The sequence below is a fragment of the Streptomyces sp. CC208A genome, assembly GCF_030010625.1.
In the GTDB taxonomy this organism is placed as follows: domain Bacteria; phylum Actinomycetota; class Actinomycetes; order Streptomycetales; family Streptomycetaceae; genus Streptomyces.
Genome location: NZ_JASCXN010000005.1, coordinates 289114 through 301573, shown reverse-complemented (window position 1 = coordinate 301573; position 12460 = coordinate 289114). Strand labels below are relative to the sequence as shown.

10 protein-coding genes and 1 pseudogene are annotated in these 12460 nt (G+C 74.2%); 6 read left to right on the top strand and 5 right to left on the bottom strand.

All coding sequences use genetic code 11. The features are described from left to right. Positions 1-42 precede the first annotated feature (42 nt). The 3 genes from QK442_RS09070 to QK442_RS09060 form a co-directional block, all read right to left on the bottom strand. Positions 43-1209, bottom strand: a complete 1167-nt coding sequence (locus tag QK442_RS09070; RefSeq protein WP_282693347.1) for a glutamate--cysteine ligase — start codon at positions 1207-1209, stop codon at positions 43-45. Between the two features lie 180 nt (positions 1210-1389). Beyond that, positions 1390-2265: a lytic polysaccharide monooxygenase gene (locus QK442_RS09065; RefSeq protein WP_282693346.1), complete on the bottom strand. Its 876-nt coding sequence runs from the start codon at positions 2263-2265 to the stop codon at positions 1390-1392. Between the two features lie 204 nt (positions 2266-2469). Beyond that, positions 2470-3303 (bottom strand): lysozyme, encoded by an 834-nt coding sequence (locus tag QK442_RS09060; protein ID WP_282693345.1) that lies wholly within the window; start codon positions 3301-3303, stop codon positions 2470-2472. A 203-nt stretch (positions 3304-3506) separates the two neighbouring features. On the opposite strand from QK442_RS09060, the gene QK442_RS09055 reads away from it, so the two are divergent. After that, the gene (locus QK442_RS09055; protein ID WP_282693344.1) at positions 3507-4094 is read left to right on the top strand and encodes a MarR family transcriptional regulator; all 588 of its coding nucleotides are present in this window, start codon (positions 3507-3509) and stop codon (positions 4092-4094) included. A 31-nt stretch (positions 4095-4125) separates the two neighbouring features. Here QK442_RS09055 and QK442_RS09050 read toward each other — a convergent pair. Next, positions 4126-4907 (bottom strand): annotated as a pseudogene (locus QK442_RS09050) (hypothetical protein). Positions 4908-5303: 396 nt separating this feature from the next. Between QK442_RS09050 and QK442_RS09045 the strand changes: the two are divergent. From QK442_RS09045 to QK442_RS09025, 5 genes are all read left to right on the top strand, one after another. Beyond that, on the top strand, positions 5304-8219 hold the full coding sequence (locus QK442_RS09045) for a nitrate- and nitrite sensing domain-containing protein (protein ID WP_282693343.1): 2916 nt from the start codon (positions 5304-5306) through the stop codon (positions 8217-8219). Continuing rightward, positions 8216-8743: a roadblock/LC7 domain-containing protein gene (locus tag QK442_RS09040; RefSeq protein WP_282693342.1), complete on the top strand. Its 528-nt coding sequence runs from the start codon at positions 8216-8218 to the stop codon at positions 8741-8743. Before QK442_RS09045 ends, QK442_RS09040 begins: the two co-directional genes overlap by 4 nt. Then, positions 8740-9156: a DUF742 domain-containing protein gene (locus QK442_RS09035; protein WP_282693341.1), complete on the top strand. Its 417-nt coding sequence runs from the start codon at positions 8740-8742 to the stop codon at positions 9154-9156. Before QK442_RS09040 ends, QK442_RS09035 begins: the two co-directional genes overlap by 4 nt. Before the next feature lie 67 nt (positions 9157-9223). Continuing rightward, positions 9224-9853, top strand: coding sequence for an ATP/GTP-binding protein (locus tag QK442_RS09030; protein ID WP_282693395.1), 630 nt, complete (start codon positions 9224-9226; stop codon positions 9851-9853). Positions 9854-9953: 100 nt separating this feature from the next. Then, a complete protein-coding gene (locus tag QK442_RS09025; protein WP_282693340.1) occupies positions 9954-11207 on the top strand; it encodes a styrene monooxygenase/indole monooxygenase family protein in 1254 nt (417 codons plus the stop codon). Here the strand turns inward: QK442_RS09025 and QK442_RS09020 are convergent. After that, positions 11177-12394: a C40 family peptidase gene (locus QK442_RS09020; protein WP_282693339.1), complete on the bottom strand. Its 1218-nt coding sequence runs from the start codon at positions 12392-12394 to the stop codon at positions 11177-11179. The genes QK442_RS09025 and QK442_RS09020 overlap by 31 nt on opposite strands. Between the last annotated feature and the right edge of the window lie 66 nt (positions 12395-12460).

Here is a 12460-nt window from a genome sequence, read left to right as displayed (position 1 = left end):
GGAGGGCCCTCGGTACGCGCGCGTACCGAGGGCCCTCCGCGCTCACGCCGGGGTCGTACGGCGCACGGCCTCGACGATCACCGAGGCCAGCGAGGGGTCGCCGGCGTGGGCGGCGCGCTGGAGGTCCGCGCCGGTGCCCCGGGTGAGGACCCGGGCCACGCCCTGCTCGGCGCGCTTCAGGTCGTCCGCCTCCTCCAGGGCGGGGCGCACGTGGTCGAGCAGGGCGGACAGCACCTCGCCGGCCGGGGCGGGCCGCCAGCTCAGCGGGTGGAGCAGCTCGCCGCCGAGCCCGTACCGGCTGGCCCGCCAGGCCGCGAGCCGCAGCACGACCGTCGAGACGGGGTCGGGGAGCCGGCCCCGGCGCCACTCGCGGGCCGCGGTCTCGACCAGGGCGCGGCTCAGCACGGCCAGGAGGACCGTGTCCTCGACGTCCAGGCAGACGTCGCCGACCCGGATCTCCACCGTCGGGTAGCGGCGGGAGAGCCGGGCGTCGAAGTAGACCATGTGGTCGTCGATCAGCACGTCGCTGGCGAGCATCTCCCGCGTGGTCCGCTCGTACGCCTCCACGTCCCCGTACAGCTCGCTGGGGCCGGACATCGGCCAGCGCTGCCACAGCTGGTGGCGCCAGCTCGCGTAGCCGGTGTCGACGCCCTGGAAGTAGGGGGAGTTGGCGCTGAGCGCGAGGAGCGGGGCGAGCCACGGCCGGATCCGGTCGAGGACGCCCACCCCCTCCTCGGGCGAGGCGAGGTGGACGTGGACGTGGCAGGCGCAGGCGAACTCCTCGTCGACGAGGTGGGCGTACCGGTCGTGGATCCGCCGGTAGCGGTCGTCCGGGGTGAGCAGGGGACCGAAGTCCACGGGCGGGGTCGCGAGCGCCGCGACCGCCGCTCCGGCCTCCTTGGCCGCCGCCGCGGCGGCGAGCCTGGCCCGCCGCAGCTGGTCGGCGAGCTGGGAGGTGGTCGTACAGGGGGAGGTGCCGATCTCCAGCTGCTCGGAGTACAACTCGGGCTTCGCCGGTTCCGGCCCCTCGGTCCTGGGCTCGTCGCCGCTGTGCCAGGCGGCGGCGTGCCAGGCGGCGATCTCGGTGACGGTGCCGGCGAGGGGCTGCGGGAGCCCGGTCTCGGGATCGACCAGGAGGAGCTCCTCCTCCACCCCGAACGTGCGCAGCCCTTCCCCGCGGTGGTAGACCCACCGCTGCTGGTTCCGCATGGAGCGCTCTCCTTCACGGGCGGACGGTGGTGCGCTGACGGCCGTTCGAACAGAGCTTTCTCCAAGGCTGTCCACGAACGTCCCGTCTTCCACCCGTCCCGGTATGAATGGCGCGAAAACGCCCCCTGGAGAGTGGCTCCAGGGGGCTCCATTCGGCTTCCGGCTCCTCTGGGGGAGAGGTCAGGAGGCGTCGCGGCGGCGGCCCAGGAGCAGGCTGCCCGCGCCGAAGGCGGCGAGCGCGCCCGCGCCGGCCAGAGCCAGGGGCAGCGGGGATGCCGGGGCCTCGGCCGCCTCGGCGGAGAGCGCGGGCGGCTGCTCGTCGCCGCCGTGGCCCGCGTGGCTCACGGTGGACATGTGGGCACCGGCGGCCAGTTCGGCCTCGGACGGCGCTTCGGCCCTGGCGGAGGTCGCGGCGGCCGCCGGACCGAAGGTGACGTCCGAGCAGCTGTAGAACGCCTCCGGGCTGTCGTTGCGCTGCCAGACCATGTAGACGATGTGACGGCCGGAGCGGGCCGGCAGGTTGCCGGTGAAGGAGTAGTAGCCGTCGGTGGCGGTGCGGGTCGTGTGGTGCACCGCGACCGGGGTGGCGTCGAGGTCGGACCACTTGAGCGGCTGCGTCGGGTCGAAGCCCGCCTTGGTGAGGTACATCGTCATCGTCCCGGAGTGGGGGGCGGTGACCCGGATGTTGAATCCGAAGGAGCCGGTGGAGACGGGGGTGGCGGGCCAGTCGGTACGCGCCCAGTCGAGGGCCCGGTACTTCTCGCGGTTCGCCGAGCAGAGCCTGCCGTCGGGGATGAGGGCCTGGTGGTTGCCGTCGGCGTTGGCGATGTTGACCTCGTTCCAGTCGTAGAGCGGCTGGGTGCCGGAGTCGGCGACGAGGTCCTTGCACACCTGCGAGTCGGGGCTCTCGGGGTTCTCGGCGTAACAGGCGGCGATCCGGCTCACGGGGTTGAAGACGGCTCCGTGGGCGGCGGCGGTGGTGGGGGTGAGGCCCACGAGGGCGGCCGCGGCGGACAGGGCGGCGACGCCGGCGGCGGTGCGGCGGGTGGAGGGCATGCGGAGGCTCTCTCTCGTGCGTGGGGGAGTACGGGACGAGCAACGCGCGCGTGGCACACGGAAGTTGAAACCCGTGCGGTCGGGGTAGAGAGTCGCATTGGTCCATACCAATCGGCAAGGGGGTGGGCGGAAAAAGCGCGGGCGCACGGAACGGCGGCTCCGGGGCGCCGCCGCACCCCGGGGCCGCCGTCCAGCGGGCGGGCGTCAGCCGTTCGCGAGCGCCTGGACCCGCGAGAGGTCGCCGTTGAAGCGGTTGTGGTCGCCGACCGTCGGGCCGGTCGAGGTGTACTGCCACATCGTGTAGTACGGCCAGCCGGCCGGGAGCTCGCCCACCGTGGAGGCGTACCGCGCGATCCACAGCGGGTTGGTGGTGGCGAAGCCGGAGTAGTTGCCGGTGCACTGCTTCCACCAGCTGGTCGCCGTGTAGATGACGGCGTCGCGCCCGGTCCGGTACTTGTACCGGTTCAGGAAGTCGCGGATCCAGGAGACCATCCCGGACTGGCTCTTGCCGTAGCAGGTGGCGCCGTACGGGTTCCACTCGATGTCGAGCACGCCGGGAAGGGTCTTGCCGTCCTTGGACCAGCCGCCGCCGTTGTTGACGAAGTAGTCGGCCTGGGCGGCGCCGGTGGTCGTGTCCGGGGTGGCGAAGTGGTACGAGCCCCGGATCATGCCGATGTTGTACGAGCCGTTGTACTGCTGCGTGAAGTAGGTGTTCTTGTAGTACGTGCCTTCCGTCGCCTTGACGTAGGCCCACTTGACACCGCTGTTCCAGAGGGTGGACCAGGCGACGTTGCCCTGGTGGCTGGAGACGTCGACGCCCTCGGTCTGGACGGCGAGGGTGGAGACGCCGCCCGGGGCGGCCTTGCCCTGGCCGTCGTGCCGGAGGACGCCCATGCCCATGTGGGCGGTGCCGCGGGCGGGGACGGCGCCCCGGGCGCCGGGGTCGGCGGCGCCGGCCTGACCGGCGAGGGGGAGGGCGAGAGTGGTGGCCGCGAGGCCGGCGAGCAGGGTGGTGGGGACGGATCTGCGCACACGCATGGCGTGACTCCCGAGGGGTCGGTGAGATGGTGTGGACATGACAGTCACGTGCTCGCCGGTGACTCTACGCACGTAGACAGGTGGGGTGGAAGAGGGCCCGGGCGCCGCCGTTGGTCTACGCCTGCGAAATACTGAAGGAGCTGCGGCGATGCCCGCCGCGGCGGGAAACTTTCAGCCGGCGGAACAGGTGTGGGAGGTGCGGCGTGCGCGCAGGCGGTACGAGCGGTGAGGGCGGCGCCGCGCCCGGAGGCGGGGCCGCGGCCGGGGGAAGCAGCGGTGACGGTGTGGCCGGGGGAAGCGGCGGTACCGGTACGGCCGGCGGGGCCCCGGCCTCCGCGGGAGCCCCCCTCCCGCCCGCCGCCGAGCGGGAGTTCCTGGCCCTGGAGCGGGAGCTCGCCGTCTTCCTGCGCCGGGCCCGCGCCCAGTCCGGGGAGATGGCCCGTGAGGTCCACCCGGAGCTGGAGCCCGCCGCGTACGGGCTCTTCGTCCGGCTCGACGACGCCGGGCCCCAGCGCGCCACCGACCTCTCCGCCTACTTCGGCGTCGGCAAGGCGACCATGAGCCGCCAGCTGCGCGCCCTCGAACAGCTCGGCCTGGTCGCCCGCGACCCCGACCCCGCCGACGGCCGCGCCTCCCTGGTCCGGCTCACCGACGAGGGCCGCGCCCGCTTCCGGCACGTCCGCGACGCCCGCCGCGAGCGGTACGTCCGCAAGCTCGCCGGCTGGGACCGCGCCGAGGTCGCCGAACTGGCCCGGCTCCTCCACCACTTCAACCAGCGCTCGGAGGGCTGAGCCGGGCCGGGGACCCCGAGAACGGCGGGATTCAGAAGGCCACGTACACCGCCGTGGCGTCGTCGTGGAGCTTCCAGCGCCGTACGCCGCCCGCCGCCGCGTCCGCCGTCTCCAGGGTCCGGACCCGCTGGAGCAGCCCCGAGGGACCCTCCTTCGCCAGGACGCCGGCGCACTCCGCCCAGTCGCCCGCCCCGAACAGCTCCACCCAGCGGCTCGCCCCGTCCGTGAGCGCCGCGAGGGCCCGTACCTCCGCCAGCGGGGTCGTACCGGTCACCGCCCGCTCCGCCACCGACGGGTCCGCCGCCGCCGTGAAGAAGCCGCCCTCCTGGTTGCGCAGCCGGTCCGTCGCCTCGTGCGAGCGGAGCACCTCGCGGGGGACCCGGTCCAGCCGGTCGTCCCGCACCGCCCGGACCGCGCCGTCCGGGGCCTGGAGCAGCAGGACCGAGTCGGAGAGGACGAGGTGTTCGACGGCGGTCGTGTCCCAGCGGGCGAGGACCACCGTTGCCTGAGGCGTTCGCACGTGAGAAAGGTCACAGGTTTCCGCGTGGAGCTCCGCGGTGCGCCGGATTGCCAGCGACAGAATCTCGGACAGCGTCAGATCGGCCCGGGAAACCGACAGTTCGGTCAAAGATCCCCCGAGGTGGGTGGTGAACCACGGCACCGTGTGCACACAGCCCACATCACCCGCGGGGGGTGTGACGCCGTCCAGGAGGATGAGCGTCCCCCGCCGTTCGGGCCGGGCAGAGCAGCGGCTGCCCAGTCCTCGTTGGGGCGTTCGGGGCTGCCGGGGAGGGTGGCGACTTCGCTGCGCATGATGTCCAGTGTGCCCGGCCGTCGCGGCGTCTTCACAACGTCTGCAAAGGGCCGAAAATGGACTGTACCAACCGGTCGTGACCGGAATCGAAGGCGGAATCGCGACCTCCGGCGAGCTGCGGGCGGGCATCCTGCCAAAGCCCGCCCCGAAGATCCAGCCGGGGCCCGTCACGGCCTCCCGGCGGCGCCCTCCGGAAGTTGTTCGCCAACTCAGGAGTGTTGTTCACTCGTTCGGGTGGCGGAGCGGCCGATGCCCGTCTCCTACCCGGAAGCGCTGGAATGGTCGGAAGCCGTACCAGGGGTGGGGGCGGAGCCTCGTGACCGGCCGTCACCTCTGCTGTGTGGGCGGACGAGTCAAGAATGCGAGCACCGGTGCAGAAGAAGCGGCCTCGGAGCATGAACGGCGCGCGGAGCCAGACCCCCGGTGAGCCGCCGACCCCCGGCACCGCGCCGTTCCCCGGCACCGCGCCGGCCCAGGCCACCGCGCCCGCCCCCGGGACCCCGAACGGAAGCACAGCCGGCACCCCCGGCGGCCGTACCAAGCGCGTCCGCACCCGCCTCGTCGCCGGTGTCGCCCTCGTCGGCGTCATCGTGCTCGGCGCCGGAGCCCCCGCCGTCCTCACCGCCTCCGCCGACCTGAACGAGTCCCGGCGCCTGGTCACCCTCGCCGAACTCGACCGGCAGGCCGTGACCCTCGCCCACTCCCTCGCCGACGAGCGCGACGAGGTCGTCGCCTTCGTCGCCGCCGGCCGCGACGAGCAGACCGGCCCCAAGAAGAAGCGGCGGGCCCTCACCCCCGCCAAGCCGGCCCGCGTCGACCGCCAGATCGACGAGATCCGCGCCGCCGCCCCCGACGCGCTCCGCCGCGAGCTCGCCAGCGTCGCCTCCGTCCGCCGCGCCGCCGTCACCGGCAAGGGCACCGCCCTGGAGGCCCACCGGGCGTACAGCGACGTCATCGCCAAGCTCCAGGACCTCGCCGAGGAGCTGGCCGAACGGACCCCGCCCCGCGCCGCCGACCCCGGCCTCACCGGCTCCGGCCGGTCCCCCGCCGACCTCGGCCGCGCCGTCGAGCAGGCCTCCGCCACCCGCGGCCTGCTCCTCGCCGCGCTCGCCGTCCCGCAGCCCGAGCCCACCGGCGACCTCCACTACGACCCCGCCACCAACACCTACGTCGCCGACGAGCCCGAGGGCGCCGAGGAGGCCGCGCGCGCCCGCGACCAGCTGAGCGCCGCCGCCCAGCAGGCCCGCGTCCGCGAACTCGCCGCCCTCGGCGACTTCGACCGCTCCGCCGGCGCCGCCGCCCGCGACTCGCTCGCCCAGACGGTCACGGGACCCGAGGTCAAGACCGCCGAACAGGCCCTGGCCCGGCTGACCGACCAGCCCACCCTCTCCGAGGGCGAGACCCGCACCTCCCCGTCCGGCCTGGACGCCGCGCTCTCCGCCCGCATCGAGCAGATGCGCGGAGTCGAGTCCACCCTCGCCGCCAAGCGGGTCGAGCGGCTCACCGCCCTGCGGGACGACGACGTCACCGCCCTCGAACTGCGGTTCGCCCTCCTCGGCGGCTGTCTGCTGCTCGCGGTCGCCGTCTCCACCTACGTCGCCCGCAGCCTCACCCGCCCGCTCTCCGTCCTCCGCCGCGGTGCCGCCCGGCTCGCCGCCGCGCCCGATCCCGCCGCCGAGGAAGCGGTCCGCTTCACCGGGCGCAACGACGAGTTCGCGCAGGTCGTCCGCTCCCTCAACACCCTCCACGGGCAGCTCGCCGCCCTGGCCGCCCACACCGGCCGGCTCACCGGCGAGCGGACCGGACTGCTCGCCGCCCAGGAAGCCGCCCAGGAGGCCGCGGAGGCCGAGCTCGCCGCCCAGCGCGCCGAGCTCCAGAGCCGGATCGCGGTCCTCACCGCCGACCTCGAACGGCTCCGTGACACCGTCCGGCACAGCTTCGTCAACCTCTCGCTGCGCAGCCTCGGCCTCGTCGACCGCCAGCTCGGCGTCATCGAGAAGCTGGAGGAGCGCGAGCAGGACCCGGACCGCCTCGCCACCCTCTTCAAGCTCGACCACATGGCGACCGTCATGCGCCGCCACAGCGAGAACCTGCTGGTCCTCGCCGGCCACGAGCACGTCCACGGCCACGCCGGGCCCGTCCCGCTGGTCGACGTGCTGCGCGCCGCCGTCAGCGAGATCGAACGGTACGAGCGGGTCACCATCCAGTCGCTGCCGCCGCACGCCCAGATCGCCGGCTTCGCCGCGGACGACCTGAGCCACCTCGTCGCCGAACTCCTGGAGAACGCGACCTCGTTCTCCCCGCCGGACGCCGAGGTCCAGCTCTCCGGCTGGCTCCTGGAGACCGGCGAGATCATGCTCTCCGTCCAGGACTCCGGCATAGGGATCCCCGAGGCCCGGCGCGCCGACCTCAACGCCCGCCTCGCCGCCGCCGACCCGGAGGCCTTCGAGGGCGAGGGGCTCGGCATGCGGGTCGTCGCCCTGCTCGCCGCCCGCCACGGCGTCGGCGTCGAGCTGCGCGACCAGAAGCCGGGAGGCACGGCCGCCGTCGTGGTGCTGCCGCTCCCGCTGCTGCCGACCGCGCCGCCGGCCGCCGTCACCGAGCCGGTACGGATCGCGGGCAACGGCCCCGTACCCGTGCTCCACCTCCCCGGCTCGGAGGCCGAGGCCAACTCCAACGCCCTGCCGTCCCGCACCCGCGACCCGCTCGTGGAAGCCGCGGAGCGCGCCTTCCGCGAGGCGGAGCCCGTACCGGCCGAGCCCCCGGCCGCGGAGCCCGTACCGGCGGAGCCCGTACCCCTCGTGACGGAGAAGGACGGAAAGGGCGGATTTGAGGAGTCGTACGGCTCCGAGCCCGCTGCCCACGTGGAACCGGAACCGTCCGGCGTACCGCACGTCGCACCGCCCGCCGAGTCCGTCTCGGAGACCACCCTCCAGGTACGCCTCCCCGACCCGCCGCCCGAGCCGGACCGCCACGAGCGCGTCGTCGAGCCGCCGGTCACGGCCGTACCGGAGCAGACCGAGCAGACGCAGACCGAGCAGGCGCAGGTCCCCGGGCCGCGTCCCGCGCAGTGGGAACGCGTGACCGACAAGGGCCTGCCCAAGCGGACCCCCCAGGTGGTCCGCGCTCCCGCGGCGACCCCCGCCCCCCGCCGGGGCGCGGTCGACGCCGAGGCACTCCGCCGCCGCCTGGGCGGCTTCCACCGGGGCGCCGTGGCGGGCCGCCGCGACGTCGAGGCGCAGATAGCCGCCGAGAGCACCGCGCGTACAGAGGAGATGACGGGGGACACAGTCGAGGAGGCACGCAGTTGACCGCCACGGGAACGAGCACCACCAGTACGACCGCAGCGACCGGCACCACCGGGGCGTACGGACCGAGCACGGAGGCCCGCAACCTGCAATGGCTGCTGGGCAACCTCGTGGAGGAGGTGCCGGGCGTCCGCTCGGTCGCCGTCGTCTCCTCCGACGGGCTCCTGCTGCTCTCCTCCGACCCGGACGAGCGCCCGGGCCCCGCCCCCGAGACCGCCCGGCCCCGGGGTCCGCGCGGCTCCAGCGCCGACCTCGCCACCATCGTCTCCGGCATCGGCAGCCTGACGGTCGGCGCCGCACGGCTCATGGACGGCGGCGGGGTGAAGCAGACCATGGTCGCCATGGAGGAGGGCAACGTCTTCGTCATGTCGATCAGCGACGGCTCGCTGCTCGGCGTGCACGCCGCCCCCGACTGCGACATGAGCGTCGTCGCGTACCACATGGCGCTCTTCGTGGGCCGCGCGGGACACGTCCTCACCCCCGAAGTCCGCAGCGAGCTGCGGAAGTCCATGGAGAGCTTCCGGTGACCTCGCTGACCGCCGCCGCCCACCGGCTGCCCGTACGGGGCGAAGGACGGCGCCCCGCGCGCGTGCGCCCGTACTCGCTGACCGGAGGACGCACCCGGTTCGCGCACGTGCTGCTCGTCGAGACCTTCGTGGCCGCCCTGGAGGCGCCGATCGCCCGCAAGGCCCTCACGGACGGCGGCCCCGGCGCCCGCGGGCTCATGCCCGAGATGCGCGCCATCGTCGAGATCTGCCGCCGGATGCGGACGGTGGCGGAGATCTCGGCCCTCCTCAAGATGCCGTTGGGTGTCGTCCGGGTGCTGCTCAGCGACCTGGCCGACCAGGGAAAGATCCGCGTGTACGGGACCGGTCACGGCACCGACCGGCCCGACCGCGCGCTCCTCGAAAGGGTGCTGAGTGGACTCCGCCGTCTCTGACGCCACCGCCGTCGACACCACCGCCGACCCCGCTGTCGACACCGCCGATCCCGCCGTCCCCACCGCGGTGATCCCCGCCCAGCCCGGGCCCACGACCGGGGAACCCGACCCCGAGGACGGCGCCCAGGACTGGCAGCTCGACCACTCCCGCGCCCCGATCGCGACGAAGATCGTGGTCGCGGGCGGCTTCGGCGTCGGCAAGACCACCTTCGTCCGCGCGGTCTCGGAGATCACCCCGCTCCAGACCGAGGCGCTGATGACCCGCGCCAGCGAGGAGACCGACGACCTCACCGCCACCCCGGACAAGCTCACCACCACCGTGGCGATGGACTTCGGCCGGATCACGCTCGCCGACGACCTCGTCCTGTACGTCTTCGGCACCCCCGGCCAGCAGCGCTTCTGGTTCATGTGGGACGACCTGGTACGGGGCGCGATCGGGGCGATCGTGCTCGCCGACACCCGCCGCCTCACCGACTGCTTCCCGGCGCTCGACTACTTCGAGAGCTGCGGTCTGCCGTACGTCGTGGCGGTCAACCACTTCGAGGGCACCGAGCGGTTCGAGGAGGAGGACGTCAGGGAGGCCCTGACGATCACCTCCGAGGTCCCCGTGGTGATCATGGACGCGCGCAAGCGGTACAGCGTCGTCGAGACGCTGCTCACCATGGTCGAGCACGCGCTCGCCGCCACGCCCGAATAGCCGGGCCCGAAAAGCCGCCTCACGCGCGCGTGCCCGCCGCCGCGCCCTGCCCCCGCCGCCGCCCCCCGCCCCACCTTTCGCCTTCGCCAGGAGCCCCGCCATGCGGAAGATACTCATAGTCGGCGCCGGACAGTCCGGCCTCCAGCTCGCCCTCGGCCTCCAGTCCCGGGGATACGAGGTCACCCTCATGTCCAACCGGACGGCGGACGAGATCCGCTCCGGCCGCGTCATGTCCACCCAGTGCATGTTCGACACCGCGCTCCAGCACGAGCGCGACCTCGGCCTGAACTTCTGGGAGCCGCAGGCCCCGAGGATCGAGGGCCTCGGCGTCTCCGTCGCAGGGCCGGAGTCGGCCCGCGTCGTCGACTGGGTCGGCAGGCTCGACGGCTACGCCCAGTCCGTCGACCAGCGCGTGAAGATGGCCGGCTGGATGGAGACCTTCGCCCAGCGCGGCGGCCAGCTCGTCATCCACGGCGCGGCCGTCGGCGACCTCGACTTCTTCGCCCGCCGCTACGACCTGGTCCTCGTCGCCGCCGGCAAGGGCGAGCTGGTCTCCCTGTTCGACCGGGACGCCGAGCGCTCCCCGTACGCCGAGCCGCAGCGCGCGCTGGCCGTCGCGTACGTGCACGGCCTCGGCCCCCGCCCCGAGGCTGAGTCATTGGGGAGGGGCGACTTCGACGCGGTCCGCTGCAACCTCGTGCCCGGTGTCGGCGAGCTCTTCGTCATGCCGACCCTCACCACGAGCGGCCGCGCCGACATCCTCTTCTGGGAGGGCGTCCCCGGCGGCCCCGTCGACGCCTTCCGGGGCGTCAAGGACCCCGCCGAGCACCTGGCCCTGACCCTGGAGCTGATGGAGAAGTTCACGCCCTGGGAGTACGCGCGCGCCACCAGGGTCGAGCTGACCGACGCCGGCGGCACCCTCGCCGGCCGCTACGCCCCCACCGTCCGCAACCCCGTCGGCCGGCTGCCCGGAGGCGGCCTGGTCCTGGGCGTGGCGGACGTCGTCGTCGCCAACGACCCGATCACCGGCCAGGGCGCGAACTCGGCGTCCAAGTGCGCCGCCGCCTACCTCGCGGCGATCGTCGAGCGCGGCGACGAGCCGTTCGACGAGGCGTGGATGCGGTCCGCCTTCGACCGCTACTGGCGGACCGCCGAGCCCGTCACCAAGTGGACCAACGCGATGCTGGCCCCGCCGCCGGAGCACGTCCTCCAGCTGATCGGCGCGGCGGGACAGCTCCAGCCGGTGGCCGACCGCTTCGCCAACGGCTTCGATGACCCCGCCGACTTCGAGGAGTACTTCTTCGACCCGGAGAAGGCCTCCGCCTACCTGGCCTCGGTGGCCTCCGGCGGCTGATCCGCCAGAGCCTCGTCCGATCCCTCCCGGGCCGATTCCGGGAGGGGCGGCGGGGCGTACGACTCAAGGGGCGTGCCGCCCGGGTCCGGCCGTACGGCTCCGAGCAGCGGGTTGGCCGCGATGGGGGAGACCTTCACCCGGGCGCCGGGACGCGGGGCCTGGACGACCAGCCCCCCGCCGAGGTAGAGGGCCACGTGGGTGGCGCCGGGGAAGTAGACCACCAGGTCGCCCGGGCGCAGTGCGGAGAGCGGGACGCGGGGGAGCTCCGCCCACTGCGCCTGGCTGGTGCGGGGGATCGTCCGGCCCGCCGCCGCCCACGCCCGCTGGGTGAGTCCGGAGCAGTCGTACGCGTCGGGGCCCTCCGCCCCCCACTCGTACGGCTTCCCGAGCTGGTCCACCGCGAAGCGCAGGGCTTCCGCGCCCGCCCGCGAGGGGGTGAGGGCGTGGTCCAGGACGCCGGAGCCGAGGAGTTCGCGCTGGGCGCCCGCGGTCTGGGTCCGCTCCAGTTCGGTCAGGCGGGCCAGCTGCTCGGCGGAGAGCGAGGCGAGCAGCGCCTCGACCTCCGCGAGCTTCTTCCGCGCCTCGTCCCGCCGGCTCCGCTGCTGCCCGGCGAGGGCCTTCTGCCGGTCGAGGGCGGTCCGGGAGGCGGCGACGAGCCCGGCCGCCCGGCGCTCCGCGGCCCGGAGCCGGGGGACGGCGGAGACCCGGTCCCGTACCGTCCGGTCCATCAGGTGCCGCGCGTCCAGGGCCGACTGCGGGTCCGGGGCGAAGAGCAGCCGCAGCGGCGAGGAGTACGAGGTCCGCCCCTGGTACTGCTCCCGGGCGAGCCGCCCCGCCTCGGCCCGCCCGCGCTCCAGGGCGGCACGGGCGTCCTCCAGTGCGGCCGCGACCCGCTTGCTGTCGGCGGTCTGGAGCCGCAGCGCCTCCTCGGCGGCGTTGAACCGCTCCGTGGCCTCCTCCGCCTGCCGGTAGAGGGTGCGGAGCCGGGTCAGCAGCGCGGCCACGGAGTCCCCGCCGGGGGCCGGGAGCGCGGCGGCGTCGTCGTCGTCGGCGGCGGGGGCCGGGGCCGGGGCCGGCTCCGCCGAGGGGAGTGGTGGCGCCGGTGCGGCCGACGACGCCGTGCCGGTCAGGACCGTCAGCGCGGCCAGCGCTCCCGTACAGACCGTGCGCAGCAGCCTCCGCGACACCTCACCACCACCTCCAGAGCGGACTCTGGAGGCATCATGACGCGCCGATTAATCCGATGAACGCAC

Bases quoted from the DNA above. Each gene is read 5' to 3' on its own strand.
- QK442_RS09045 (WP_282693343.1), top strand. From the start codon at position 5,304: ATGAACGGCGCGCGGAGCCAGACCCCCGGTGAGCCGCCGACCCCCGGC.
- QK442_RS09070 (WP_282693347.1), bottom strand. From the start codon at position 1,209: ATGCGGAACCAGCAGCGGTGGGTCTACCACCGCGGGGAAGGGCTGCGC.
- QK442_RS09065 (WP_282693346.1), bottom strand. From the start codon at position 2,265: ATGCCCTCCACCCGCCGCACCGCCGCCGGCGTCGCCGCCCTGTCCGCC.
- QK442_RS09025 (WP_282693340.1), top strand. From the start codon at position 9,954: ATGCGGAAGATACTCATAGTCGGCGCCGGACAGTCCGGCCTCCAGCTC.
- QK442_RS09060 (WP_282693345.1), bottom strand. From the start codon at position 3,303: ATGCGTGTGCGCAGATCCGTCCCCACCACCCTGCTCGCCGGCCTCGCG.